Below are 26,216 nucleotides of genomic sequence, written 5' to 3' on the forward strand. Positions count from 1 at the left end.
TTTGCTCTAGTAGAAAGTATATGTGTTGTTAAACGGACACGCCGTTTTGAGCTGCTTTTTTCATTTGTTCAGGATATCCGTATGAACCATGCTCGGAAAGATCCAGACCAATGATTTCTTCTTCTTCTGTAACACGAAGGCCAATTGTAGCTTTAAGAATACCAAGAATAATGAAGGAAAGAACAAGTACGAATGCCAAAGCTCCAGCAAGACCAAGTGCTTGAATTCCTAATTGGTGGAAACCACCGCCGTAGAATAAACCTGCACCACCGATACCAACTTTTGCTGAAAGCTCAGGCGTTGCGAACAAACCAGTGGAAAGTGTACCCCAGATACCAGCGATACCATGTACAGAGAACGCATAGATCGGATCATCGATTCCAGCTCTTTCGAACCATTGTGCGGTGAAGAATGTTACGATACCCGCAACTGCACCAATAACGATTGCTGCCCAAGCGTCTACGAACGCACATGCTGCAGTGATGGCAACAAGTGCAGCCAGAACACCATTCAACATGCTAGGAATATCTGCTTTACCGAAGTACATCCAAGAGATAATCAATGCAGCTACAGCACCTGCCGCAGCAGCCATATTCGTTGTCAATGCGATATAACCGAAGAATCCGTCACCCATTGCACTAAGCGTACTACCTGGGTTGAAACCGAACCAACCGATCCATAGGATGATAACACCGAGTACAGACAATACTTGGTTGTGACCTGGAATTAAGTTAGGTGTTTTATCTTTATTATATTTGCCAATACGCGGTTTAAGCAAGATAGTTGCTACTAACGCTGCTGTTGCACCTTGTAAGTGAACGACTGTTGAACCAGCGAAATCTTGCATACCCAATTTACTCAACCAGCCGCCGCCCCATACCCAGTGCGCTACGATTGGATAGATAATGACTGTGTAAAGAATTCCGAAAATGAAGTAAACCGGAAGTTTCGCTCTTTCTGCAAAACCGCCCCATGCGATAGCAAGGGATACACCAGCAAATGCTAGTTGGAACAAGAATTTGATACCGATTGGCACATCAGAGAAGGAAAGAGATCCGAATGCTGCTGCAGCTTGATCTTCTAAACCTGTTACAAAGAAGCCCGTTTCTCCGAAGAATGCATTTCCATCACCAAAGGCGAAACCAAATCCTACAGCCCAGAATGCAATGGCACATAATCCGAAAGTTAAAATCGTTTTACCGGCTACGTGACCGGCATTTTTCATTCTAGTTGACCCCGCTTCTAAAAGTGCAAAACCAGCTTGCATGAAGATGACTAAGATTGCTGCCAACATTACCCATACTGCATCAATTGCACTCTGTAGTTGTGGTGCTGTCGCCTCATCCGCTGCAAATGCGAGTGTAGGGAACAGTAATGACATAACGCCGAAAGCTAACAACAATTTCTTAACCATACGACCACTTCCTTTAATGTTAGATTAAGTAACATGTAATGAAACTCTTAATGTCATTATATACAGGATATTTGGGTTTGACAATAGGATTTTCGTTAATATATTGAAAAAAGCGAAAAATAACCTGACATGAAACAGGCATAATTCGTGTTTCGGCTCATAAGTGTTCACAAAACACCTTTTTTACACCAATATCCAATGTCAGCTTTCCGAAGCATCACGTTTGACTGTACGGTTTAATATCAGGTATCATGTTTATATAGAAGAAAGAAATTCAAACCATTGGAGTAGAGGTGAATTTAACATGGGGAATGAGAAGCTTTATAAAATCGGAGAGCTCGCCAAGCTTGCTGATGTCAGCCCTCGAACCATTGATTACTACACCAAGCTGAGCTTAATCGAACCCGAAAGAAGATCCGATACGAACTATCGTCTGTACAGTGATGAAACTTTGCACCGACTGAGGCGTATTGAAACAATGAAGAACGAGAAATATACCTTAGAGGAAATCAAAGTCAACTTACAGCAATGGAGTAAAGTGACCTCCGATGATTCTGTGACAGATAAGCTTACATCCCTTCAGTTGCATCTCGAACAATTAATGAAGGAAGCCAAAGAACTCAGCCCACTTGTTCAGCAATTGAAGCCTAAGCAGTTAAAAAAGCTGTATCATATTCTGACACAACCGACCGCAGCCTGCATCGAAGCACTTATTGTCCTTTTAGGTAAAAATCCGTTCTCATAATTGAAATACGGAGGAATGCCCTATGTTTTTTCACCCTATGGATTTCCTAATTATTATTGCATTCGGCCTTTCATTGTGGGCTTCATTCCGAGTGCGAGGAACTTTTAACAAATGGTCGGGCGTACCTGTCTACTCACGTATGACTGGCGCCGAAGCCGCAAGACGAATGTTAGATGCTAATGGCCTTTACGACGTACCCGTCGAAGCTGTACCTGGGACATTAACAGACCACTACGATCCAATGGCTCGAACTGTACGTCTGTCGGAGCCTGTTTACTTCCAGAGCTCAATCTCAGCTGTATCAGTCGCATGTCACGAAGTAGGTCACGCTATTCAGCACCAAGTCCATTACCCTATGCTCGTCGCAAGACACAAGATGTTCCCAGTCGTTAATTTCGCCTCTGGCGTTGCTCCCATCTTGATCCTAGCGGGTTTCTTCTTTCAAAGTATCCCTTGGTTATTGGAAATCGGCATTATCTTCTTCGGGGTAGCCGTTGCTTTTCAATTAGTAACGTTACCTGTTGAATTTAACGCCAGTAACCGAGCACGTAATGAAATGGTGGCACAAGGCTTCATCTCTAATGAAGAAGAACGTGGCGTGGCTAAGGTTTTGAATGCTGCCGCACTTACTTATGTAGCCGCTGCATTGATCTCTGTACTCGAGCTTCTAAAGTACATTATGATTTTCAATGGTCGCAATAACGATGATTAATAAAAGAAAAGCTCTCCCTTCAGGTTCTTCACGACCTGTTGGGAGAGCTTTTCTCATTTAAAATACTCATATAAGAAACGCCGAAATACTTCAGCCACCAGAGGCAGCTTCACATCCTTGCGACAAATCAAACCAACTGTCCTTGTAACTTGAGGATCTGTTACTCGTATTTTGACAGGCTGTGTTTGCCCACTTTCCAATAAGGCCATCGCCGGAAGTAAGCTTACCCCCATACCCGCGGCAACAAGCCCGCGAATCGTATCCGTTTCCTCACCTTCAAACTCAATCTTAGGCACAAAGCCTGCCTTCTGGCACGCATCCATCACGATCGTTCGAAGCGTATACTCTTCACTAAACATTACGAACGGTTCATTCTTCAACTGCTCAAGGCGAATTGACGTATAGTCTGCCAGAATATGATTGGAAGGAATGATAGCATACAACTCTTCTGTCAATAAAATTTCACCCGTCACGTGTTCGTGGGATTCCGGAAATGGTGATATAAAAGCGAGATCAATCTCCCCTCTCGAAACATCACGAATTAATGATGTGTATGTACCTTGACGCAGTCTAAACTTCACATTCGGATGATTTTTTTTAAATGCCGCAACTACAGCAGGTAGTAAATTGATAACTAGACTATGTGGAAATCCAATACGAATCTCGCCAGCCTCTGGATCAAGAAACTCATGTATTTCGCCCACTGCACGTTCTAAATCCGTAAGAATACCTTCTACTCGACTTAAAAATAAATGCCCCACCGAGGTCAGATGTAAATTGCGCCCCTTTTGAACAAATAAATCAACCCCGAGTTCCTCTTCCAGCAAATGAATTTGCCGACTAACTGCAGACTGCGCTACATGCAACTCTTCCGCCGCCTGTGTCACGTGCTGCTTCCTAGCAACCTTAACAAAATATTGCAATTGTCTTAATTCCACGTGAGTAAATCCCCCGACTTAACTTCATGATGAAGAAACGAATCTCGTTCTTTGACTCCGATTATAGCTCGATAGTAACGATTGGACAACTTATCTGCAAAAAGCTTATAATAAATGAGTTGTTATTTAGCATGGATAATAAAGGAGGAAATCATTCAATGGCACAAGAACGTACTGGTGTAGCTACCCTGAAAAGCAATCCTATCACTTTGGTAGGACCCGAAATTAAAGTAGGTGACAAAGCACCTGATTTCAAAGTCAACAAAGATTTGATGACGCAAGTATCACTTGCTGATTACGCAGGTAAAGTGAAATTGATCTCCGTTGTTCCTTCCTTAGATACAGGCGTTTGTGATGCACAAACACGTCGTTTCAATGAAGAAGCAGCTGGCCTAGGCGACAATGTTGCTGTACTTACAATCAGCGTTGATCTTCCTTTCGCACAAGCTCGCTGGTGTGGCGCTGCAGGTATCGACAAAGTAATCACATTATCCGATTACAAAACAAAATCCTTTGGTGAAGCTTACGGCGTATTGATCAAAGAAATTCAATTGGATATGCGCGCTATTTTCGTAATCGACGCTAATGACACTGTTCAATACGTTGAGTACCTTGGCGAAATGACAGCTCACCCGAACTATGAAGCAGCTGTAGAAGCTGTTAAAAAATTAGTTTAATCCACACAAATAAAACAGCAAGGAGGCCAAGCTTCCCTGCTGTTTTTGTTATCCATCAATTTTATATGAAGCAAGCTTACGATCTAATTGTTTATAAATATCTAATATCGTACGATAATTGGATCCAAGATCCCCCATTGAACCACGTGAAGCCGAATAGATATCAACAGCCGTTTTCACAGGATTAATCGCGAATAAGGTCAATGTTACGTCTTGGGTTCTTCCAGTAACCGTTTTGCGCTCAGCAAGGATTTCTCCTACGTTAGGGACCTCATGTAATAGCTTGTAACCTGGTGTTTTCTTTAAAACAGCCGTTACCTCTTCCCAAACTTGCTCCTTCGGCAGCTTAAAATATCTAGTTTTAAGTAAAGGATCTCTAGCTTTTTCCCCTGTCGTTTCATGACTACGTACTAATCCGATTAAAGTTCTCTTTAGCAAAAGCCCTTTCCCCCTTCAATGAAGTGCATGTAGACCACTTGCCATTTCAACACTATTCTCTATAATACCATTGATTAGGCTTTAGAAAAAGAGGTAAATGAAAAATCGAGGGATTTCTCCCCCGATTTTAGCTTAGCATATATTTCTTTATCCAAAAAATGTCGTATATAGCAAATAAGCGTTTAATCCCGCGATTAAAATGGCCACAAACCAACTCAATACCGCCATCCATTTCGGGATCACGAGCACACCCATCTTTTTACGATCTGAAGTAAAAGTCACGAGCGGGATCACAGCAAAAGATAATTGTAAGGACAAAATAACCTGACTGAGAATGAGTAAATCCGTTGCTCCGCTTTCTCCGTAAATACCAATCACGATGACGGCAGGTATAATGGCAATTAACCGAGTAATCAACCGGCGCAGCCAAGGTGTTAGACGAATATTCAGAAATCCTTCCATGACGATCTGTCCGGCCAGTGTACCGGTAAGCGTCGAGTTCTGCCCAGATGCTAAGAGTGCAACGGCGAACAATATACTTGCTGCCCCTGTACCCAACATAGGTCCAAGGAGATGGTAAGCATCTTGAATTTCCGCAACTTCTTTCCCAGCTGAATGAAAAGCTGCCGCCGAAAGAATGAGAATCGCCGCGTTTACGAATAGCGCTAGCATCAGGGCAACTGTTGTATCAATGGTTGAGAATTTGATCGCTTCACGTTTAGCTTCAATCGTAGGTTCGATTTTACGCGTCTGAACGATGGATGAGTGCAAATACAAATTATGAGGCATGACCGTCGCACCTAGAATACCTAGGGCAATATATAACATGGCTGGATTCGTTACAATTTCAGTTGTTGGAATGAACCCTGCAGCTACAGCTGCAAATTCAGGTCGAGAGAAAATAAGTTCCATAATAAAACAAACCATAATCAGTGCAATTAAGCTAATAACCATCGCTTCAATATAGCGAAAGCCTTTCTTCTGCAGCATAAGCACCAGAATAACATCTAATGCCGTCAGAATCACACCATAAATGAGTGGCAACCCGAATAGTAACTGCAAAGCAATCGCGGCACCGATGACTTCAGCTAGATCACAAGCAGCGATCGCAAGCTCACACAGAAACCAAAGCACATAAGAAACAGGCTTACTATAATGATCACGACAAGCTTGCGCCAAATCTCGACCAGTCACAATACCTAATCGACCAGACAAAGCCTGCAAAAGTATGGCCATAAGATTTGAAATTAAAATGACTGAAAGCAGTGTATATCCAAATTGGGAACCGCCAGCCAAGTCAGTCGCCCAGTTTCCGGGGTCCATATAACCGACAGCTACCAGATATCCTGGCCCCACGAAGGCAAGGAGCTTTCGGAAAAATCCAGCTTTTTTAGGGACTTTCATACTATGATGAACTTCAGGTAAACTTGGCGTAGAAGAATCTTTTCGCCATCCATTCGGTTCCTGATCCGGTTTTTTCATTGCAAACTCCATAGCTTAACCCTTCTTTCGCAAGACCAATAATGTTGTTCTAGGGAAACTTTTATATGTAGTATACTACATAACCCCATCTTATGCTACAGGTAAACTTTTATGTTCCACCGAAATTATTTTTCCCTAGGGAAAGTTTTGAGACAAGTTTTTCCACTTTCATAAGAGTGAGTAGATCCAATCTTTTAAGCATACCCTGCTCAGCAAAAATTCATAGGAATATTCGACTGGAAAAGAAGGATATTTGAAAGCATGGGCGAATACATTGAATAAGTTATCTTTGTATATTCAATAAACAAACAAAGAATATCGAAGAAATAACCCTAATTCATTATAAAAAGGATGATCTCATCATGGCTTATTTTATGGGTTTAGATTTAGGTACTTCTGCCATTAAATGCATTCTAGTGGATGAAGCTGGTACGGTTATCGGCTCACATTCTGCCCAATATCCGCTGCAACAACCACATCCAGGTTGGGCTGAGCAGCATCCTGAAGATTGGTGGAATGCCACGATTGCAGGCATACAAGGGCTCTTGGCTAGCACGGGCGTGTCGAGCGATGCTGTAGCTGGTATTGGCTTCTCCGGCCAGATGCACGGGTCGGTCTTCCTCGACGAGGCGCAGCAGGTCATCCGGCCTGCGCTGCTCTGGTGCGATCAGCGCACCGCGGAGCAATGCGCTTACATCGAGGCGACCGTCGGCGAAGCCGAGCTCGGCCGCCTCACAGGCAATCGGGCGCTGACCGGCTTCACCGCGCCCAAGCTCCTCTGGCTCCGGCAGCATGAGCCGGAGCACTACGCACGCGTTCGGCATCTGTTGCTGCCGAAGGACTACGTCAGGCTGCGCCTGACGGGTGCGTTCGGCATGGACATGGCCGACGCCAGTGGCACGTTGCTGCTCGATGTAGCCAATCGCAGCTGGTCTCAAACCGTCGCTGAGCGGTTAGAGATCCCGCTCGAGTGGCTGCCGCCGCTCTATGAGTCCGGGGACATTGCCGGGCATTTGCTGCCAGAGGCAGCAGCGCTCACCGGCTTAGTCCCAGGCACTCCGATCGTTGTCGGCGGTGGCGACCAAGCTTGCGGCGCCGTTGGTGTTGGCGTCGTCCGCCAAGGCATCGCCTCGGTGGCGCTCGGCACTTCTGGTGTCGTCTTCGTCCATGACGACACCTACCAAGTGGATGAAGCGTACCGACTTCATTCCTTCTGTCACGGCGTGCCGGGCAAGTGGCACCGCATGGGCGTCATGCTCGCGGCTGGCGGCTCATTCCAGTGGTGGCGCAATCACTTTGCCAGTGAAGAGCTTGCACGCGCTGAGCAAGAAGGCAAAGATGTGTACGAAATTCTGACAGCAGAAGCTGCTACAGCACCACTTGGTAGTGAAGGTTTGTTGTTCCTTCCTTATTTATCCGGGGAACGTACGCCACATCCAGATCCAAAAGCACGCGGTGCCTTCATCGGGCTTAATCTAAGACACGAGAAAGCACATTTGACCCGCGCTGTACTTGAAGGTATCACCTTCGGACTTCGTGATTCTATGGAATTGATTCGTGAATCCGGGATCGAAGTTACGGAGCTTCGTGTAAACGGGGGCGGAGCTAGAAGTCCTTTCTGGCGTCAAATGATCGCTGACATTTTCGGAATTCCCGTTGTGACGGTCAATTCAACGGATGGCCCAGCGTATGGCGCAGCAATCATGGCTGCATCAGGCGTACTTCAAGTTGATATTACGAAATTATGCGAAGATTGGATTGAAGTCACTAATCGTGTAGAACCTAATCCAGCTAACCAACTCAAATATGAAGCGTACTATAAAGTGTATCGCAGCCTTTATCCTACATTACAAAGCACGTTCCACCAATTGACTGATTTAGCAGATACAATTAACTAAGCCGCCAATCTTGGACGGACTCGTTTAGCTTGAACGAATATTATAATGATGCTAGCAAATGGTTGCATCAATCTTAATATCCAATTAACCACCCTCGGGTGGTCTTTTTTTGTGAGTAGCGAGATATTTTCATGTCATCTCCTATGAAGCCGCTCACTCTAGCTCCCCCATTGGATATATCCAGTAAAAACTTCGTACTCTGCCCAAATTAGCTCCCTACATTGGATAAATCCAGTAAAGTCACTTGATTCTGGCCTAAAATATTGCATAAATGAAGATTTGAATGGAATTATCCAATCAAATCGATAATTTAACTTGTTTAATGGGTTTTTCACTGGATTTATCCATTGAACTGATTTGGCGGGGATGGGGGCGGGGTCAAGTTCAGGTTCAGGTTCAGATTCAGATTCAGACTCAGACTCAGACTCAGGTTCAGACTCAGGGTCAGGTTCGGCTTCGGAGGCGATTCGGCTCTAGATTCAGCTTTCCCCCTCTTCCCGAAACAATAAAAAAAAGGTTGAGCAGGCATGATGCCTGTTCAACCTCTTTTTTATTCGAAGAAACCCGCCTATGCCGTCCGGTTTTGGTGCTTCAAACCCGCTCTCGCAGGTGGGTGTCCGCAGACGTGTATTTGAGGTCCCCTTTCGAGGGCATGTCAGCCACACTTCAATATAGGTCTCCCTAGAAACAGTCATTGGTTTAAAACAACTTAAAACCGTTACGAGCATCGCAGATTTCTTCTGTTTTCTTATTATAGATCCTACCTCGCTGATAATCAACTGGAAGGATTAATCTTTAGTCTTGTCATTCTCATCTTTTTTATGCAAGCTAATCGGAGATTCATTAACTTCGCTCTCACTCGCTTCATCATTGCCTTCTTCAGCTGCTTCGGCTTCAGCAAGTCGCTGCTGTTCCTTCTCTTCCAGCTCCTGTTGTTTCGTCTGAAGCTTCGTAAAGCTTCGGTTAAACTGCCAGAAGGAGAACGTTGCAACAATTGCACCCATGAAGAACACGACTAAGAAGAAATTGAACTTCGTTAAGCAAATATAAACAATAACACCATTACAAATGAGCAATACAATCGAATTGATAGGATTGCCAATTGTAATTAAAATTGAATTTTTAACAATTTGAAAAATCTTCATGTGCAAATGAACGATAATGGAGAAGAAATTAAACAAAGCAATAATCATGATCACGGTGAAAGCAATAAAAAGAACGGCTAGTACTTTCAACGAGCTGCCTTGCTTCAAATAGAAGAAATAGTTCACAGCAATAATAACAAAGATTAGTACAAAGAATATACCGCCAAGCATACTTTGCAAATAGTTTTCTTTGTATCCACGGAAAAATGTTTTTAACAACGGAACATCTTCTTCTCCAGTCACCCATTTCCTAGCCACCGCAAACATAGCTGTTGTCGCAGGAAATAAAGTAAACGGTGCCAAAATTGCAAGAATCGGCAGCGTAGCTTTCAAAGCGTCCGGCGTTTGACTCACTAACCCCATAAAGAGGAAAAAGAATACCGGAATCGAACAAAGCATCCAAAGTAAATTGATAACGGATAACCGCATAATCCACTCCGATATTCTGTACAGTCCTCCCATAACTCCCTTAAACTCCAAAACTGCTTCCTCCTTAGCGTTTCCTTCAGGAAACTTTCTACGTTGTTAACTGCTGACATGATGATAGCATGTCTTAATTGTATATATACTCAATTATAGCCTATTTTTCATCATATAGGTAGCCGTCTAGTCGTTATAGGTTCTTTTACATAATATAGTATTGTCTAATCGTACCACCAATCATTATTCAGGAGGTTGATACCATGTCTCATCCAGTTGGAACATCCGCAGGTGCTATTTTGGTGCTTTTCATTTTGTTAGTTATCATCACTAGCTCATTTGTTATTTAATCCATATACAACTTGAAAAAGGCGGAGATCCTTAGGATCTCCGCCTTTTTAGTGCTGTAACTTATTTATTTACAAGTGTATCTTCACTTTTGCGCGGCGCTCTGGAACGATCACGATTTCCGGAGTTGTTGCTTCCGTATTCGCGGTTTCTCGAAGTTGAGCTGCTTCCGCCTTCTCTGTTTGAACCGTAATCTCTGCTATCCTTACGCGGGTAACGTGAGCCACCGCTTGAGGAATTGCCTGATCCTGAACCTGATCCACCGTAACCGCCGCCACCTTGACGACGATCGCTTGAACCTGATCCTGAACCGTATCCACCGCCAACACGTCTACCGGAGCTGCGAACATCGAATTTCTTCTTTCTTGCACGAATCGGATCTTCTGGTGTCAGTTCAATATTCAGATCTTTCTTGTCTCCAGTAAGAAGCTTCATCGCTGCTGCAAGCAAGTTAACGGAATCGTATTGCTCAAGCATTTGAATAGCTAGGCCTTTAAATTCGGAATGCTCTTCTTTTTGAAGCATATCCAAAATACGCTCAGCTGTCATTTTTTGTTTACCTTCTACCGCTTCTGCAACGCTTGGCAAAGGTTTTTTGTTGATTTTATGGCGTGTAACCTTCTCAATAAAGTGAAGGTGATCAATTTCTCGTGGTGTTACGAAAGTCCAAGCAGTACCTTCTTTACCTGCACGACCTGTACGGCCGATACGGTGAACGTAGCTCTCTGGATCTTGTGGAAGGTCAAAGTTGATAACGTGAGTAACACCTGATACATCAAGTCCACGAGCAGCAACGTCAGTTGCTACTAAAACATCAATACTGCCATCACGGAATTTTCTCATAACATTATCGCGTTGATTTTGGGACAAGTCACCATGAAGTCCTTCAGCAGCATAACCTCTTTTTTGAAGAGCTTCTGCCAACTCATCTACCCGACGCTTCGTGCGTCCGAAAATAATTGCTAGGTCTGGTGCTTCCATGTCGATCAAACGGCTAAGTGCTTCAAACTTTTGTTTCTCATGCAATTCAATGTAAGCTTGCTCGATCAAAGGAGCGCTCACTTGTTTCGGGATTACCGAAACGTGCTCTGGATTAGTAAGGAATTGTTGAGCCAATTTCTGAATGTTAGTCGGCATAGTTGCAGAGAACAACATTGTGTGACGTTCTGCTGGAACTAATTTAAGAATAGATTGGATATCATCCATGAAGCCCATATCAAGCATTTCATCCGCTTCATCCAAAATAACCGTTTGAACATCATCAAGCTTGATTGTTTTGCGGTTAATATGGTCAAGAAGACGTCCTGGTGTTCCGATAATGATTTGTGGTTTCTTTTTCAATGCGCGGATTTGTTTAACGATATCCTGTCCACCGTAAATTGGCAAAGAACGAATGCCTTTGAAACGACCGAGTTTTTCAATCTCTTCCGCAACCTGAATGGCAAGTTCCCGTGTTGGACACATGATTAGAGCCGAAATGCGCTCTTCTTTTACATTGATTTTGTTAACTAGCGGAATACCGAATGCTGCCGTTTTCCCAGTTCCTGTTTGTGCTTGCCCGATCAAATCACGGCCATCCATGGCCAATGGTATTGTTTTCTCTTGAATTGGTGTGGACTCTTCAAAGCCCATTTCCGTAATCGCACGTAGTACCGATGCGTCTAAACCAAACTCCTGAAATGTTTTCAAATAAATTCAATCTCCTTTTGTACAGGGCAGGCTAATGCCTTGTATCTTTTTTACCCTTAAGTACGACTTCCTATCCGTCTCTATAGTTTCTTGGTGGAATACACTTTCGATTCGTCATCTTCCATGATCCAACTGGCCGCCCTTAAGAACATCTAAAATATTATAGCACAGGTGGTACACACATTGCCAGTGGCTACTTTTAACGACTCGAACGAAACCGAATGAATAAGCAACTCGTATTAAAGGGGAGAACAATAAAACGGAATCGTACAGAGGAGAGTTTCTATGTCCATATTTAAACGTGTCAGCAACATTCTTCGCAGTAACAAGGAGCAGCCACCTGCTGCCGCATCCGTAGGTAATCCGCTAGAAGTCGCGCGTGTTGGCGATATTGTCAATGTAGACTTAGAGGAATATGTCATCTCCGGTAAAGTCATATATTTTGACCGCGGCTTTGAGCCGCATCGCTATGCTTATTATCTACAAAGCGGTAAAAATATTCAGTGCTTGATTGTGGAAAAAGGCAGAACCTATGATTGCTTCTTATGTAGTTTTATTGAAGGAGCTCTAGATGATCCCAATGATGTGCCTACCCGATTAGAATTGGACGGAGATGTCACTTTCGATCTGGAATTTCATCGCAATGACGTCTCACGGACAGAAGGCAACACCGATTTCCGCAGCGGCGATGATATCATCTTCTGGCGTTATTTCGGACCGGACCAGCGCTTCTTTTTCCTTCAATGGCAGGATGGTAAATTCGTTGCCCTAGAAGGCGAGCGCACACCAGGCAACCAAATTAAATTTTTGAGAAATTTTTGATATCGACACTGATGACGATACAGCTATGTTATCATGGAAGCATGTTTCGGAAACACCCTGAAAGGAGGACTACCAGACAATGAAGAAATGGACTTCATGGCTTTCCTTCATACTTATTATCGCTCTTCTTACCGCATGTGGCGCAGATGCCGGACGTTATATCAAGGATGAATATCCGTTAGTAAGCGTTGATGGCAAGGGAACCACGATGTCTAAGGTTTACTCAGTTGAAGGCAAGAATGTACCCACAGTTGCGAATGAACTGGCTGCCAAAGAAACCCCCAAAGAGAAGAGTAAGGAATCTGAGGATCAGATGTTCCTTGTGTATAAGGACAAGGTTATCAATATCCAGAAAGATCCAAGTGATAGTAAGAATACATTAGTCCAACTCGATAGCATTGAATATGCCAAGAGCCATTATGACTCCTCCTTCTTGCAAGGATATTTAACCGCCTCGCTGCTTCAATCTATATTTGGTGGCGGTTGGAATAACAATAGAGGATCTTCTTATGACTACCGCGGCTACACAAAAACGCCGAATTATAAGGCTACAACACCGACTACAGGTTCAACCAAGGAGACGAAGCCAACTACATCCGATCGGACGGGTGGTTTCACGAGTGGTGCAGCAAATCCAAGCTCTGGAAGCTCCTCAACGGCGCGTAAGAATGATGGTTCAACTCCTAATAAAGTAACGAAGCCAACAACTAGTAAACCGAGTACGAGCAAGCCAAGTACGACCAAGAAAACCGGCTCCTTTAAGCGCCGATAAATTTCATCCACAAGCTGCTGTCCATCTATTGGACACAGCTTTTTTTATGCAATTCGAATTAATTGTCCACTGTCTAAATAATGATTGCAGTTTTATAAGAATGAATTATACTTGCAATATGCTGCATACTATTTTAGAGGTGATTTGTTTTGAAAAAGGCGCTAGATGTTCTAATCATTCTAGTTGGCGCACTGCTTGTCGCGGTCGGCTTCAATATGTTTCTCATTCCCCATCAGCTGCTTAGCGGTGGCGTTTCAGGTATTGCCATGATTATTGGTTATTTTACAGATTACAATATCGGATTTCTTTACTTATTGTTTAACATGCCACTTATGATTTGGGGACTCGTCTCCATTGGTAAACGTTTCATCATGATCAGCGTTGCCTCTGTCGTCTTAACCACTTGGATGATGCAACTCATTCCTATGAACTTCGTAGCCAAAGATTCCATGTTAGGTGCTGTTTTTGGTGGCGTCCTCATTGGTATTGGCAGCGGAATCACACTACGCATTGGGGGATCCAGCGGTGGGTTTGACATTGTCGGTCTGATTTTAACACGGAAATACGACTTTCCTCTTGGCACCATTTTATCCTCGATGAACGGGATTGTTATCGTCGCTCTCGGCTATTTCAAAGATAATTGGGACCTTGCATTATTTTCAATGTTAGCAATATTCATTAGCGGGAAAACTGTTGATATGATACATATCCGCCATATTAAAGTAACCGCGTTCATTGTAACGAAGCATAAGGATGCCATAATTAATAAGCTGCTCATGATCCCGAGAGGGGTAACACTTATTAAAACGGAAGGTGCCTATACGAAGCAGCAGCATGATATGTTGATGACGGTTACGACGCGATATGAACTCGTGGAATTAAAGCGAATTATTAAAGAGATTGACCCGAAAGCGTTCGTGAATATCGTGGAAACGGTTGGTGTTGTTGGGGAATTTCGAAAGCCCAAATGAGAAATAAGCCAACTGCCCCTTTATTCCATTTTGAATTGTGTTATAATGAATATAATTTCATATAGTTCTGGTTTTCATCGATGGTAGGTTCAGGCGTAGTTCTTATTCTAATCTTCTGATTGGAAGGGTGATGCTTGTGGAGACAGTCAAATTATCCAGGATTGTAATGAAATTAACGCCCGAGTTGTATCCCTCTTTGACCAGCAATGAGTTGGAATCCGAGATCGTACTACGGTTCGGTATAGAGGCACTCGCAGCGGAAGATGTCATGGAAATTATTCAATTTAGCATTTCGGAACATCATAAGGACACCCTGTACCATTGAGGGTGTCTTTTTTTGGATCTCTTAGGCATATACTGTTATTAAAATTGTAATAAATAGGCTATATGGGTTATGATAAGTCCATGATATAATATAGCTAAGATAAATTTTACTGGAGGTGTCTGGAATGGGAGCTTTATCTCCTTGGCACATCATACTAGTTGCGATCGTTGCCCTGCTTTTATTTGGGCCTAATAAACTGCCTGAGCTTGGTCGAGGTTTTGGCAAAATGTTCCGAGAGTTCAAAGATGCAACAAATGGAAACGGCAGCAACTCATCAACAGATGATCAACCTTCGATTGCTCGGAAAGAAATTAACCCTGAAGTATCGAATAGCGAATCGAATAAGTAAGTCCAAGCACCTGGAGGCCAAGCTTCTAGGTGTTTTTGTTTTTAATCCTACTTAAGACTGTGTACCTCATGTGCCAAATGACTCATACAAGCTTCTACAAAAGCCTACAAATTTCCTCTGTGCGTAGTTTCCCGCTTGGCTTATAATGAAAGCTAGAAACAAGGATTGGAGTGGACTTATACATCATGGAAATATTACTCGCCTCGCTTGCCCTTATCTGGGGTAATGTTACGGCCGCAAACCCCGATGCAAGCTTTGAACAGCTTGTGCAAGCTTCGCTAGATGCGAAGAACGCTGTTGCTATCGTTCAACCCGTCACGCCTGCGACACCTACGGATGCAACGGATCCACTCGCACCAGTCAACAAGGTAGATCCACAGAAAGATGCCCCTGTCGTTAAAGGGATCTACGCTACTGCTCACAGTGCTGGCGGTTCACGACTCAATACGCTAGTAAAATTACTTGATGATACCGATTTGAATGCGATGGTTATCGATGTGAAAGATGACTGGGGCTACATTACTTGGGAAACTGGGAATGCTGAGCTCGATGCAATGGGAACCACTCAGAAAATCATTGGCAACATGCCAGGTCTCATGACAACACTCCAAGAACATAACATTTATCCAATCGCACGTATTGTTGTCTTTAAAGACACGGTTCTTGCTAAAAAGAAACCTGAAATATCTTTCGTGAATCCAGATGGCACATTGTGGGGGAATGGTAAAAACCCTCCTGATAGCTTCGTGAATCCGTACAGCAAAGAGGTATGGGACTACAATATCGCTGTTGCGAAAGAAGCAGTCAAAGCAGGCTTCAAAGAAATTCAGTTTGATTACGTTCGCTTCCCAGAAGGCTTCGAGAAACGAGCAGACATCCTCAAATATACCAAAGATGAGCGTTCACGGATTGATGCGGTCTCTTCTTTCGTGAAATATGCGAGAGAGCAATTATCTCCACTGGGTGTTCGCGTCTCTGTTGACATTTTCGGATATGCAGCGTCTGTTCCGGCTGCTGAAGGTATTGGTCAAGATTTCGAGAAAATCTCACAAAATGTCGATGTCATTGCTCCTATGATTTATCCAAGCCATTACAGTACTGGTTGGTTCGGCTCCAAAGTACCTGATGCTGCACCGTACGCCACAATTAATGGTGCTTCCAAGGATACCAATAAGAAGCTTGAAGCTATTGATAAGAAAGGCTGGAAGCCGGTTATCCGCCCTTGGATACAAGACTTTACTGCTTCTTGGGTGCCAGGCTATATTAAATACGGCAAGCATGAATTAGATGAGCAGATTCGAGCCTTGAAGGATAACGGTGTTAATGAGTATTTACTATGGAATGCCAACAATAATTACACAGCTAATGTAAATTATTAATCGTCAAATTTGTAAGTACCCTGAGAGACTATTTATGCTCTCGGGGTATTTTTGCGTGCGGCCCGAGTTTACTTTCGGTTTCCATTTCATTTATCATGGTAGTAGTCATTTCGAATTATAAAAAGGATGTGATGATATGCTGAAAATAGTAGCTGTAACAGGCATGAATCTAACTTCTATGCAAGAGCAAATCCCTCCAGACTTGAAAGAACGCATCCAGTTTCATTGGTTTTCCTCTTCCAAGGATGCTGGCGATCTGCTCCCTGATGCTGATGTGATCATCTCAGCAGGTCGATTACACCCTGACATCGTCAGTCGTGCCCCTAAGTTGAAGTGGGTGCAAACCTTATCCGCAGGCGTTGATAAACTGCCTCTTGCAGAGCTCGATCAACGTCAAGTGATTGTTACGAATGCTAGAGGTGTTCACACCATTCAAATGAGTGAATTTGCACTGAGTCTCATGCTGCAATGGGTTCGGAAAGCTAATTTACTTCATGATAATCAGCAGCAGCACGTGTGGGATAATCAAGTTCGCTTTGGTGAATTGCACAGTAAAACAATTGGAATTATTGGTGCTGGTGCCATCGGCGAGGCTGTTGCTCGCAAAGCCAAAGCATTCGATATGTCAGTCATCGGCCTGAATCGTTCGGGGACACCACAAGCCGCCTTTGATACAACCGTTCACGGGGAAGATGGCCTTCAGCTGCTGCTATCTCAAAGTGATTTCATTGTCGTTCTGCTTCCAAGTACAGTGAAAACACGGGGCTTCTTGCAAAAAGAGCATCTAGCGCTTATGAAGCCGAGCGCCTTTTTCATTAATTTAGCTCGCGGCGATGTGCTGGATGAAAATGCTTTGATTCAAGCCTTGCAGGAAGGCAAACTTGCTGGCGCAGCGTTAGATGTTTTTGAGCAAGAGCCGTTACCAGCTGCTTCCCCCCTTTGGAATATGAAGAATGTCATCCTAACCCCACATATTGCTGGGTCATCTGAACATTATACGGATCGTGTTTCCACCATTTTCTATCACAATTTACGTGCGATGCTGGATGGCGGAGAGATGATCAATGTTGTGGACTTGGCGGAGGGTTATTAATTTGATAGGCAGATGCACATACGAACTCTAACGGACATGATGATCGTTATTTCTACACAAAAAGGATGTTTGTTAATCTAACGGACATGATGGACGTTATTGTGCCATTTCGACTCGAATAAAGAGCTAATTCTGCTGAATAGCATCCACTGTGGCAGTTAGAGTTTTAAAGGCGTCTATTTAAGCCAGATAGCGTCCTCTATGTCCGTTAGCGGATAAGTTGGTGATCTGGAGCAAAAGAATTCGGGAGTTTGCGGAGTTCGGGGATTCGAGAGAGTTCAGGTATTCGAGAGTTCGGGGATTCGGGAGCTCAGAAGCTCGGAAGCCAGTAAGCACAGAAAATCCTAGCCAAAGCAAATCCGCCCCTCTCAACAAAAAGCCCCTTATCCTACCGAAACACTTAGGATAAGGGGCTTTCTACGATTAAACGCTAATGGCTTCCAGCCCTCGCATATACGGTCGCAACGCAGGGGGGATGTAGATTGAGCCATCTGCCTGTTGATGATTTTCTAGCAATGGAATAAGGATCCGCGGCGATGCAACGGCCGTATTATTCAGTGTGTAGCAATAACGCAACACCCCTTCTTGATCTCGATAACGCAAATTACTGCGTCTAGCTTGGAAATCCAGCAGGCTCGACGACGAATGCGTTTCGCCGTATGCCCCTCGGCTAGGCATCCATGTTTCAATATCGAATTGCTTGTAGTTTTTGGCCCCCATGTCCCCCGAACACACCGCCACAACGCGGTATGGCAGTTCTAGACAGGCAAGTAAATCCTCGGCATTTTGTGTGATCAACTGCAGCATGCGATCTGCTTCATCCGCATTATTTTCGCAGAGGATCACTTGCTCAACCTTCGCAAATTGATGGACACGATATAATCCCCGTACATCTCTTCCCGCTGAGCCCGCTTCTTTCCGGAAGCAATTCGACACGGCTGCTAACTGAATTGGCCCCTCCGATAGATCGACGATCTCTCCCGCATAGTACGAAATCAACGGACCTTCCGAAGTACCAACTAACCATGTGTTGTCCGCAGGAAGCTCATACGTTTGATCTTTACCTGCTGGAAAGAAAGCCGCATTGAGCAGTGTTTCCTCCCGCACCATAAGCGGTACATCCATGACGGTGAATCCACGATCCGTCAGTAAGTCAATGGCCAGCTGTTGGACAGCCCTGTGCAAATAAAGCCCCATTCCTTTGAGATAATAATTGCGGCTGCCCGCGATCTTCACACCCCGACCAACATCAATCATGCTCAACGCTTCACCAAGTTGAAGGTGATCTTTCATCTCGAAGTTAAAAGTCGGCTTATCTCCAACGACCTTCAGCTCTACATTCTCTTGATCGCTCTCACCTATTGGTGTATCCGGCGAAGCTAGATTCGGTATTTTCAGCATGAGTTCCTTGAACTTCTGTTCAAACTCGTTCAATTCCGCTTCCAGTGCCGCGAGGCTTTGATTCCAGCCGCGAACTTGCTCCTTCAAGCCTTCTGCTTCGGCGATTTTCCTCTGATTCATTAGTGAGGCGATTTGTTCCGAAGCGCGATTGCGATCTGCTCGCAGAAGATCGGCTTGGCCCAGCAATCCCCTCTTCTTCTCATCGACTACGAGCAGTTCCTCCACGTGGCATTCTACACCTTTTTGAATAGCTGCTGCTTTCACTTGATCTTGGTTGTTTCGAATCCATTTGATATCCAGCATGTTCCGTCACCGCTTCCTCTTCTTATAGGTGAAAAAGACAAAAAACGCCCTCAGTCCGATTGGGACGAGGAGCGTTCTGCTCGCGGTGCCACCCAACTTGATGATGACATCAATGGTCATCATCCGCTTGGTTCCGCGATAACGGGCGGTGCCGGTTTATTTAGAGAAGAATCTTGCGTCCTTCCGATCATGAACGTCTCCGAGTTGGATGCTCTTCATAGACATGATGTCGATTTATATATTGTTCGCTATTATAGCCGAAATGCAAATGAAGATCAACACCTATTAGCAAAATTAGGCTTATTGAGACAAACGGCTAGCCAATTCATAAAGTTCCATATTAAAGGTACGTTTCGTGTTAACAACAAGATCGATATCCGTTGCTACAAGCTCACCTTTGATAATACCACAAGCTTTGGAAGAATCACCCTCCATCAGTTTGCGAACAGCAAAATCGCCTAGACGGCTTGCCAAGATACGGTCATTATGCGTAGGCGCACCACCGCGTTGAATATGACCTAGAACGGTCACACGAGGTTCAATCCCGTTCGTTTCCGTAATCTGCTTCGCAATACCTTCACCAGTTCCTGCTCCTTCTGCTACAAGGATAATACTGTGACGCTTGCCATGGTTGAAGTTATCTTTCATCCGATTAGCAACCTCTGTAACATCCACATTCACCTCTGGCACAATAATGGTTTCAGCACCGCTGGCAAGTCCCGCATACAGGGCAATTTCACCACAATGACGTCCCATAACTTCGACAACTGATGAACGTTCATGAGATGTCATCGTATCCCGCAGCTTATTAATGGCATCCACAACGATACTTACAGCTGTATCGAATCCAATTGTAAAATCAGTGAATGGGATGTCGTTGTCGATTGTCCCCGGTAGGCCCATTGTTTTGATACCCAATTTGCTAAGCTTGTTCGCTCCTTGATAGGAACCATCTCCACCAATAACAACTAGGCCATCAATTCCGCGTCTACGCAAGTTGTCTGCACCGATTTGCTGTCCTTCAGGTGTCATAAATTCTTTACAACGAGCCGTTTGGAGAATCGTTCCTCCACGCTGAATGATGTCACCTACGCTACGCAAGTCCATTTTGCGAATATCATCGTTAATAAGTCCTTGATATCCACGCTGAACGGCATACACTTCGAGCCCATGGTATAGTGCACTTCGAACAACCGCTCGAACTGCTGCATTCATACCTTGAGAATCTCCTCCACTGGTTAAAACGGCAATTGATTTTACTGCTGACATATTAAATTTCCTCCTTCATAATTCTTGTGAATGACATTCATGATGTCGTACGGATGTACATACTATTTATCCAGAAAAAAAGCCTGGTTAAAGGACTATTTTTCATCAGACGCTTTGAGATTTTTTTCACTTGGTGTTGACTGTTGACCTTAGGGTCAGATAAATAGAGAGCAAGCAAACCTTCGATTATCATACGATGAAATCTCGGATGTTCCAAGAACAAAATTTTACTTCTCGCCTCTTGGACAATGAAAGCGATTCGCTCTACGGTTGTATCTAACGAATCGTAGTAGGTACAGAAATTCAAGTCTCCACCTACAATATCTTCTTCCTGATCAATTAAATAATCAAGCAGAATATGAAGGCCACACACATAAGGAAAATAAGCTTCCCGGATGGATTCCACCTGCTTGTCCGTCAGATTTGGATCACACGCACCCAAAAATAGCATAAACATACCTAACGTTGATCCCGTTGCAGCAGCAAACTCATTCCAATCAATCTGGCGATATTTATGGTGATGATCTTCCCACCATTGATGCAGCTGTGGCTCGCGTAAATCCTTACGAATATGCTTGTACACCTGCAAATCACAGTATAAGCCTACAAACTCTTTGACCTGGTCAGCCACTTTCAAATATGAAGGCATCTGGCTAATAGAAGTCTGGCATTGCTGAACAAGATCTCTTAAATAGCCCCCGTCTTCTTTCTCATCTCTGAACGCATAGTAATCATGCAGAGGCTTCGCAGGATCAACTGCATCTAGCATAGATTGATGTAATTGTCGAAAGTCCTTCGGATCCAGCGACGTGCTGCGATCACATAAATTATCCAAGTAGTCACTGATTGACTGGAATGCGACGATGAGTGGAATAAGCACGTGGCGCATCGATAAATGAGCAGCTGCATACACAGCTCCTCCTTGACAATGAAATTGCTTCGTTGCAATGCTTGCTAGTGCTTGAGTACGAAGCTCTTCATCGGGAATACTCGTAGCTCTACTTTTCCAAAAGCTCAATTGTTCATTGACACCAGGTAAAATATAGCGATAAACACTAATCATTAATCGGATGGGCCCCTGTGGAACCTTCGCATGGCTCCTTATTCTACTTTTGTCCAATTGCTTCAAGTAAACTTCCTCCACAACTTTGTTCATAGCAGAATTGAAGTAATAATTGCATTTCAGATCGCTGTATTTGGCGTAACCAACTATCAACTGTAGGATTCTGAACAAGCGATACCTGAATTTCAATCACATCAATAAATACGTATGGATTCCAAACTGGCGATGTTACAAGTACTTCAAGCTTATGTCGAAGTGCTTCATTTTCCAATTCCATGAAGTCTTTGAGCGATAGATTATCTCTTACAAATTGGATTAGATTAGAAAAAATAGGATGATGACCAACGTCGTTAAACCAGTATTTCGCATTACTATAGTCGCCTTCCATCCGATGCATAAGAGCATGCCAGTAACTTCCGGTAGGATTCGTAATTTCCTGCGAGATATCGTGAGATTTATCTAGACTTTCATTTAGAAGAAACAAGCCTGCTTTAATAGCTAACCCATAGGGGAGCTGCTCAGGACTTCCTTCCGTAATCAATGATGTTGAGAGTCCTTCGATCCGTGCATCCATTGCGACGTCCCACTCTTCAATTGGATAAAGCGCAGGGAGATGCTCCAGAAGTGGTTTCGCTATCGTTCCTAGCCAGTTATTCCCATCCTTATTGCTATGCATGCAGTCATTCTCCCTTCATTGACAACCATTAATGGTGGGTTTTTGATTCCAAATCCTGATTAGTCCGGAACCAGAGATGAAGATCATTTATGATTGAAGCCAAGTCAGCAATATCGGAATTCAAACGGCAGGAGGTTACAAAATCGTCTTCCTTATCGAGTTTATTTTGCTTTTCAATGATTTGTGCTTCCAATTTCATAATTCGATCCGGAATAACGCCTCGAATTTGTTCCCACTGTAATAACAGATTTATGCGAACAGCAGCATCATACATTTCCCACTCCAATTCCAAAACGGGAATCTCAATGCCGAGTCTTTCATCATACTGAAAATAGCTGTTCATTCATGTATACCTCCTTGCAGGCAAAACTGGCAGTCTTGTTCAAGAAACATTCTACCTTTAAATGTATCACTTCAAACCTTCGGTTTCCAGTTAAAATTGTATGTCATCCCGATTTCATTTTCTGATATACTTAAGAAATGTTTTGCAAAACGCGAAGGAGTGCGATTTGGATGAATGCTAAGACATTAAAGGAAACCATCACATGGAAACAGCTCATCTCCTTTTTCCTCCCCCTCGGACTTTCTGCAACGCTTGTAACCCTCTCGCATGTTATTATTAACAGCACCTTGGCTAGGGCTGATAATCCCGAGGTTGTCATCGCCAGCTATGCCATCCCCCTAAGTCTACTAGGACTGACTGAAAGACCCGTTGTATTGCTACGACAAGCCTGCTCAGCACTTGTCAGGGACAGGATTTCCTTCCGTGCCATGGGCGTTGTCAGCTCATACGTTTTTGCCTGTATCATCCTGCTCGGCCTCATACTCTGTTACACACCGGTTGGAGAATGGGTGTTTCTTTATTTTTTCGGCGTAGAACGTGAAATGCTTGCTGCCACATTAAGTGTTTACCGCATCCTTATGTATGTAAGCATCTTCTCTGGCCTGCGTTGTTTGTTTCATGGGATTATCATTTTCAATATGCGTACCAAATGGCTCACCATCGGCATGGGTGTACGGATTATCGCGATGTATTTCTTATCTTTATATTTCATTACAACGGATAATGTCTCCAGCGGTAAAGTAGGTGCCATTATTTTCCTTGTCGGTATGGTCATTGAAGCAACTGTTGCGATTTGGGAGGGGACAAGCTTACTCAAGCATGTGATTCCAGAGAAAGCACCCAATCATCCAATTGAGACGAAACAGCAAATTTTCAGCTTTTACAAACCGCTCTTATATTCATCTGTTATCGCTGTAATTATTGGACCGTCTATTAATGCTATGTTAGGCAAAACAACACATATCCATCTAGCCATCTCATCCTTTGCGATCGCTGGATCCTTAACACAGTTAGTGATGAGTTTCTTCTCATACATACATCAAATCGTCTTAAATTTCTATCGCAAAGATGCTGTGAGAGTCAAAAAATTCATTCTCCTGCTTAGCTTCATTCCAGGAACTCTAATAGCCATACTGGCTTATACGCCGATCGGCCCTTGGTTTATGACGCATGTCATGGGTGTAAATGCGGAACTGAGGCAAGCCAGTCTAAGTGCCATGCGTATTTTCATGATCATGACGATTGTATTCCCATGGCTAGATTATATGAATGGGATTATTATGCTGCGCGGCCAAACAAAAATCATGGTTTTCTCGCAATCTGCGAATGCTACTATTACTGTACTCACTTTATTCGTTGCCATTGCAACGGTTCCTAGCTGGAATGGAGTGATCGGCGCGCTAGCCCAATCGGTGGGCATGTTGGCAGAACTACTTGTCGTCATCTATGTGCTCAAACGAACGAATGATGTGCAACAACCCAGTCAGCCACAAGAAAATATGTAATGAAATGGTGATGATTACGCTTGGCAAATTCAAATGCGATTGATAGAAATGATCGATTGCTTAAAATGTTTACTTTTTCTTTTTTTATGACGATGGGGATTGTTGTGACTTTTTTCCCGCTCTATTTCGATTATAAAGGGTATTCTAAAATCCAAATCGGCTTACTCTACGCCATTGGACCACTGATCGGCATTGCAACCAACCTATTATGGGGGTTCCTGAGCGATCGGTATCAAACTGTCAAGAAAATCATGATTATTCTGATCCTCGGCCAGCTCGTCACAGCCATCTTGGTTTCTACCGCAGGCTGGTTTTCCCTGCTCTATGTCTGTTTAGCAGCGTTTTTCTTCTTCCAACAGCCAGTGAACTCCTTAAATGACAGTCAAGTCATGCTGCATATCCGATCGAGTGGGAAAAGCTATGCCTCCTTCCGCGTGTATGGCTCCATTGGCTTCGCAGTTTCAGCTGGCGGTTTCGGTTTAATCCTACGAGCATATGGAACAGGACTTACACCTCTCTTGCTTTTTATAACGATAGGCTGTACATTAATTATTCTTTTTCTGCTGAAAGATACGCGTCAAGGCGGCAAAAAAATGGCTTTTGGCGGTATGGTGAACATTATCCGTTCCAAAAAATTCATTTGGTTCCTTACACTTGTGATCATCATGTCAGTATCACATCGGTTCAATGATGGCTTCTTAGCCCTGTATATGCGTCAACTCGGTGCTTCTGATTCGCTCATCGGTTATGCGTGGATGACATCCGCACTCAGCGAGATTCCGGTCTTTTTCTATCTGAGCAAACACGGGCATCGCTTCAAGGAATTACCCTTACTTGCCTTTGCTGGTGTGATTTACGCCTTCCGTTTCGTCATGATGAGCTTCATCCAGGATCCCATTTGGGTTATCAGCATTCAGCTTCTACACAGCTTAACTTTTGGTGTTTTCCTCTTCACCGCGAATCGTTATTTGAGTCAAATTATTCCGGATGAGTACCGGTCCTCAGGTCAAGCCATTTTCGCTGTCGCTTGGTCTAGTGTAGCAGGTTTGATAAGCGGCACCGCAGGTGGCTGGATCTATAATGAAGCTGGCGGAAGTACCGTTTATATGATTGCAGCGTGCTTATCGATAACGTCAGCCATAGGCTTTCTGTGCACGTATGTGTTTCAAAAGAATGAGGATGCCCTTCCTAGTCGATGATAAGAGAATGCTTACTTCCTTATATCCTGAGCATATTGGGAGTAACAGCAGTTGTACTCCTTATAGATCTCCCCTATAATAAGGATATAGTCTTAGTACCAAGTAATAAACCAAGATGAATATTATGAGCAGCAAAGGTAGGTACACATTTATTATGATGTATGAAGATTTCAAAACCATCGTTCTTGAACGACGCAGCATTCGCAACTTTACCGAGCAAGCAGTCGCAGTTGAAGATATTCGAGAAATCATCGATTGTGCTCGTTATGCTCCCAGCGATACGAACTCACAAACATGGAAATTTATCGCCATTCGAAATACAGAAAAAATCAAACATATCGAGCAATTGACTTGGGACCAGCTGCATCTCCGTGCCGCGGCTGCCGAGGAGAAAGGGTTATCCAGAGAAGCACGCATGCTGGTGAGATCCTTCGGTCCTTATGCCACAGCCTTCTCGGACGCGCCTGTTCTCATCATTTGTTTGGCGACACCTTATGAATCCAAATTCCGTGATCGCATCTTCGACCCCATTCAATTGGTCGATGATCATGTTTGGGCTGAAGAAGGCATTAAGAGCTCTTGCCTAGCTTCACAGAACCTAATGCTTGCTGCGCATGCTAGAGGGCTAGCAACGTGCCCTATGACAGGCCCTGTGTTATTAGCACAGGATCAAATCCGGGCTTACCTGGAGATTCCAGCAGAGTATCAAATTAACATGGTCATTTCCCTTGGCTATCCGAAGGATAAACCTGGTAAAATGGCGCGTAAAGAAGTTGACGATATTCTTGAAATCATCGACTAATGAAAAGGAGCTGTCCGCGATTGCGGATAGCTCCTTTT

Annotated in this window: 25 protein-coding genes and 1 other RNA gene; 14 read left to right on the forward strand and 12 right to left on the reverse strand. The window is 43.8% G+C overall.

Features of this window, described 5'->3' with window-relative positions:
- Positions 1-28: 28 nt before the first annotated feature.
- A complete protein-coding gene (locus ASL11_RS16245) occupies positions 29-1,414 on the reverse strand; it encodes an ammonium transporter (protein WP_056616289.1) in 1,386 nt (461 codons plus the stop codon).
- A 304-nt stretch (positions 1,415-1,718) separates the two neighbouring features.
- Between ASL11_RS16245 and ASL11_RS16250 the strand changes: the two genes are divergently transcribed.
- Together ASL11_RS16250 and ASL11_RS16255 are read left to right on the forward strand one after the other, a co-directional pair.
- Positions 1,719-2,159, forward strand: a complete 441-nt coding sequence (locus tag ASL11_RS16250) for a MerR family transcriptional regulator (RefSeq protein ID WP_056616292.1) — start codon at positions 1,719-1,721, stop codon at positions 2,157-2,159.
- A 22-nt stretch (positions 2,160-2,181) separates the two neighbouring features.
- Positions 2,182-2,871, forward strand: coding sequence for a zinc metallopeptidase (locus ASL11_RS16255; protein WP_056616296.1), 690 nt, complete (start codon positions 2,182-2,184; stop codon positions 2,869-2,871).
- 53 nt (positions 2,872-2,924) lie between these two features.
- On the opposite strand, the gene ASL11_RS16260 is transcribed toward ASL11_RS16255, so the two are convergent.
- Entirely contained in the window at positions 2,925-3,809 is an 885-nt protein-coding gene (locus ASL11_RS16260; RefSeq protein WP_056616300.1) for a LysR family transcriptional regulator, read from the reverse strand.
- Between the two features lie 158 nt (positions 3,810-3,967).
- Here ASL11_RS16260 and tpx point away from each other — a divergent pair, with 158 nt between their 5' ends.
- Positions 3,968-4,486, forward strand: coding sequence for a thiol peroxidase (gene tpx / locus ASL11_RS16265; protein ID WP_056616303.1), 519 nt, complete (start codon positions 3,968-3,970; stop codon positions 4,484-4,486).
- Between the two features lie 48 nt (positions 4,487-4,534).
- Here the strand turns inward: tpx and ASL11_RS16270 are convergent, their stop codons facing one another.
- Both ASL11_RS16270 and ASL11_RS16275 read right to left on the reverse strand, forming a co-directional pair.
- Positions 4,535-4,924, reverse strand: coding sequence for a DUF1499 domain-containing protein (locus tag ASL11_RS16270; protein WP_056616306.1), 390 nt, complete (start codon positions 4,922-4,924; stop codon positions 4,535-4,537).
- A gap of 147 nt (positions 4,925-5,071) precedes the next feature.
- Positions 5,072-6,418 carry an Nramp family divalent metal transporter gene (locus ASL11_RS16275; RefSeq protein ID WP_056616309.1) on the reverse strand — a complete coding sequence of 449 codons (1,347 nt, stop codon included), beginning with the start codon at positions 6,416-6,418 and terminating at the stop codon, positions 5,072-5,074.
- Positions 6,419-6,768: 350 nt separating this feature from the next.
- Between ASL11_RS16275 and xylB the strand changes: the two genes are divergently transcribed.
- Positions 6,769-8,304 (forward strand): xylulokinase, encoded by a 1,536-nt coding sequence (gene xylB, locus ASL11_RS16280; RefSeq protein WP_056616311.1) that lies wholly within the window; start codon positions 6,769-6,771, stop codon positions 8,302-8,304.
- A gap of 557 nt (positions 8,305-8,861) precedes the next feature.
- Here the strand turns inward: xylB and ssrS are convergent.
- The 3 genes from ssrS to ASL11_RS16290 form a co-directional block, all read right to left on the reverse strand.
- Positions 8,862-9,043, reverse strand: a non-coding RNA gene (ssrS, locus tag ASL11_RS35445) — 6S RNA.
- A gap of 49 nt (positions 9,044-9,092) precedes the next feature.
- Positions 9,093-9,929, reverse strand: a complete 837-nt coding sequence (locus ASL11_RS16285; RefSeq protein ID WP_056616313.1) for a YesL family protein — start codon at positions 9,927-9,929, stop codon at positions 9,093-9,095.
- A 351-nt stretch (positions 9,930-10,280) separates the two neighbouring features.
- The gene (locus ASL11_RS16290) at positions 10,281-11,906 is read right to left on the reverse strand and encodes a DEAD/DEAH box helicase (protein ID WP_056616316.1); all 1,626 of its coding nucleotides are present in this window, start codon (positions 11,904-11,906) and stop codon (positions 10,281-10,283) included.
- Between the two features lie 285 nt (positions 11,907-12,191).
- Between ASL11_RS16290 and ASL11_RS16295 the strand changes: the two genes are divergently transcribed.
- The 7 genes from ASL11_RS16295 (at position 12,192) to ASL11_RS16325 (ending at position 17,617) form a co-directional block, all read left to right on the forward strand.
- Complete coding sequence (locus ASL11_RS16295) at positions 12,192-12,728, forward strand: DUF4178 domain-containing protein (RefSeq protein WP_056616318.1); 537 nt, start codon at positions 12,192-12,194, stop codon at positions 12,726-12,728.
- A 79-nt stretch (positions 12,729-12,807) separates the two neighbouring features.
- A complete protein-coding gene (locus tag ASL11_RS16300) occupies positions 12,808-13,500 on the forward strand; it encodes a DUF4247 domain-containing protein (RefSeq protein WP_056616321.1) in 693 nt (230 codons plus the stop codon).
- A gap of 149 nt (positions 13,501-13,649) precedes the next feature.
- The gene (locus ASL11_RS16305; protein ID WP_056616324.1) at positions 13,650-14,471 is read left to right on the forward strand and encodes a YitT family protein; all 822 of its coding nucleotides are present in this window, start codon (positions 13,650-13,652) and stop codon (positions 14,469-14,471) included.
- Between the two features lie 130 nt (positions 14,472-14,601).
- Positions 14,602-14,796 (forward strand): hypothetical protein, encoded by a 195-nt coding sequence (locus tag ASL11_RS16310; RefSeq protein WP_056616326.1) that lies wholly within the window; start codon positions 14,602-14,604, stop codon positions 14,794-14,796.
- A gap of 124 nt (positions 14,797-14,920) precedes the next feature.
- On the forward strand, positions 14,921-15,145 hold the full coding sequence (locus ASL11_RS16315; RefSeq protein WP_056616329.1) for a Sec-independent protein translocase subunit TatA/TatB: 225 nt from the start codon (positions 14,921-14,923) through the stop codon (positions 15,143-15,145).
- A 185-nt stretch (positions 15,146-15,330) separates the two neighbouring features.
- A complete protein-coding gene (locus tag ASL11_RS16320; protein WP_056616332.1) occupies positions 15,331-16,524 on the forward strand; it encodes a putative glycoside hydrolase in 1,194 nt (397 codons plus the stop codon).
- Between the two features lie 136 nt (positions 16,525-16,660).
- Positions 16,661-17,617 carry a D-2-hydroxyacid dehydrogenase gene (locus ASL11_RS16325; protein ID WP_056616336.1) on the forward strand — a complete coding sequence of 319 codons (957 nt, stop codon included), beginning with the start codon at positions 16,661-16,663 and terminating at the stop codon, positions 17,615-17,617.
- Positions 17,618-18,040: 423 nt separating this feature from the next.
- On the opposite strand, the gene serS is transcribed toward ASL11_RS16325, so the two are convergent.
- The 5 genes from serS to ASL11_RS16350 all read right to left on the reverse strand — a co-directional run bounded on the left by serS (position 18,041) and on the right by ASL11_RS16350 (position 22,672).
- Positions 18,041-19,321, reverse strand: a complete 1,281-nt coding sequence (serS, locus tag ASL11_RS16330) for a serine--tRNA ligase (protein ID WP_056616340.1) — start codon at positions 19,319-19,321, stop codon at positions 18,041-18,043.
- A gap of 300 nt (positions 19,322-19,621) precedes the next feature.
- Positions 19,622-20,590, reverse strand: coding sequence for a 6-phosphofructokinase (gene pfkA / locus ASL11_RS16335; RefSeq protein ID WP_056616343.1), 969 nt, complete (start codon positions 20,588-20,590; stop codon positions 19,622-19,624).
- A 37-nt stretch (positions 20,591-20,627) separates the two neighbouring features.
- On the reverse strand, positions 20,628-21,653 hold the full coding sequence (locus ASL11_RS16340; protein ID WP_082595551.1) for a tetraprenyl-beta-curcumene synthase family protein: 1,026 nt from the start codon (positions 21,651-21,653) through the stop codon (positions 20,628-20,630).
- Positions 21,654-21,696: 43 nt separating this feature from the next.
- On the reverse strand, positions 21,697-22,329 hold the full coding sequence (locus ASL11_RS16345) for a hypothetical protein (RefSeq protein WP_056616349.1): 633 nt from the start codon (positions 22,327-22,329) through the stop codon (positions 21,697-21,699).
- A gap of 28 nt (positions 22,330-22,357) precedes the next feature.
- Positions 22,358-22,672 carry a hypothetical protein gene (locus ASL11_RS16350; protein WP_056616352.1) on the reverse strand — a complete coding sequence of 105 codons (315 nt, stop codon included), beginning with the start codon at positions 22,670-22,672 and terminating at the stop codon, positions 22,358-22,360.
- Positions 22,673-22,842: 170 nt separating this feature from the next.
- Here ASL11_RS16350 and ASL11_RS16355 point away from each other — a divergent pair, with 170 nt between their 5' ends.
- The 3 genes from ASL11_RS16355 (at position 22,843) to ASL11_RS16365 (ending at position 26,178) form a co-directional block, all read left to right on the forward strand.
- Entirely contained in the window at positions 22,843-24,177 is a 1,335-nt protein-coding gene (locus ASL11_RS16355; protein ID WP_056616355.1) for a hypothetical protein, read from the forward strand.
- 20 nt (positions 24,178-24,197) lie between these two features.
- Complete coding sequence (locus ASL11_RS16360; RefSeq protein ID WP_235550479.1) at positions 24,198-25,376, forward strand: MFS transporter; 1,179 nt, start codon at positions 24,198-24,200, stop codon at positions 25,374-25,376.
- Between the two features lie 154 nt (positions 25,377-25,530).
- Positions 25,531-26,178: a nitroreductase family protein gene (locus tag ASL11_RS16365; protein ID WP_056617154.1), complete on the forward strand. Its 648-nt coding sequence runs from the start codon at positions 25,531-25,533 to the stop codon at positions 26,176-26,178.
- Positions 26,179-26,216: the final 38 nt, after the last annotated feature.

This window comes from Paenibacillus sp. Soil750 (assembly GCF_001428045.1).
GTDB lineage: Bacteria > Bacillota > Bacilli > Paenibacillales > NBRC-103111 > Paenibacillus_E > Paenibacillus_E allorhizoplanae.

Excerpts from the sequence above, each read along its gene's own strand:
- ASL11_RS16245 (WP_056616289.1), bottom strand. The coding sequence starts at position 1,414 with ATGGTTAAGAAATTGTTGTTAGCTTTCGGCGTTATGTCATTACTGTTC.
- ASL11_RS16250 (WP_056616292.1), top strand. The coding sequence starts at position 1,719 with ATGGGGAATGAGAAGCTTTATAAAATCGGAGAGCTCGCCAAGCTTGCT.
- ASL11_RS16255 (WP_056616296.1), top strand. The coding sequence starts at position 2,182 with ATGTTTTTTCACCCTATGGATTTCCTAATTATTATTGCATTCGGCCTT.
- tpx (WP_056616303.1), top strand. The coding sequence starts at position 3,968 with ATGGCACAAGAACGTACTGGTGTAGCTACCCTGAAAAGCAATCCTATC.
- ASL11_RS16275 (WP_056616309.1), bottom strand. The coding sequence starts at position 6,418 with ATGGAGTTTGCAATGAAAAAACCGGATCAGGAACCGAATGGATGGCGA.
- xylB (WP_056616311.1), top strand. The coding sequence starts at position 6,769 with ATGGCTTATTTTATGGGTTTAGATTTAGGTACTTCTGCCATTAAATGC.
- ASL11_RS16295 (WP_056616318.1), top strand. The coding sequence starts at position 12,192 with ATGTCCATATTTAAACGTGTCAGCAACATTCTTCGCAGTAACAAGGAG.
- ASL11_RS16300 (WP_056616321.1), top strand. The coding sequence starts at position 12,808 with ATGAAGAAATGGACTTCATGGCTTTCCTTCATACTTATTATCGCTCTT.
- ASL11_RS16310 (WP_056616326.1), top strand. The coding sequence starts at position 14,602 with ATGCTTGTGGAGACAGTCAAATTATCCAGGATTGTAATGAAATTAACG.
- ASL11_RS16315 (WP_056616329.1), top strand. The coding sequence starts at position 14,921 with ATGGGAGCTTTATCTCCTTGGCACATCATACTAGTTGCGATCGTTGCC.
- ASL11_RS16320 (WP_056616332.1), top strand. The coding sequence starts at position 15,331 with ATGGAAATATTACTCGCCTCGCTTGCCCTTATCTGGGGTAATGTTACG.
- ASL11_RS16325 (WP_056616336.1), top strand. The coding sequence starts at position 16,661 with ATGCTGAAAATAGTAGCTGTAACAGGCATGAATCTAACTTCTATGCAA.
- serS (WP_056616340.1), bottom strand. The coding sequence starts at position 19,321 with ATGCTGGATATCAAATGGATTCGAAACAACCAAGATCAAGTGAAAGCA.
- pfkA (WP_056616343.1), bottom strand. The coding sequence starts at position 20,590 with ATGTCAGCAGTAAAATCAATTGCCGTTTTAACCAGTGGAGGAGATTCT.
- ASL11_RS16340 (WP_082595551.1), bottom strand. The coding sequence starts at position 21,653 with ATGATTAGTGTTTATCGCTATATTTTACCTGGTGTCAATGAACAATTG.
- ASL11_RS16345 (WP_056616349.1), bottom strand. The coding sequence starts at position 22,329 with ATGCATAGCAATAAGGATGGGAATAACTGGCTAGGAACGATAGCGAAA.
- ASL11_RS16350 (WP_056616352.1), bottom strand. The coding sequence starts at position 22,672 with ATGAACAGCTATTTTCAGTATGATGAAAGACTCGGCATTGAGATTCCC.
- ASL11_RS16355 (WP_056616355.1), top strand. The coding sequence starts at position 22,843 with ATGAATGCTAAGACATTAAAGGAAACCATCACATGGAAACAGCTCATC.
- ASL11_RS16365 (WP_056617154.1), top strand. The coding sequence starts at position 25,531 with ATGATGTATGAAGATTTCAAAACCATCGTTCTTGAACGACGCAGCATT.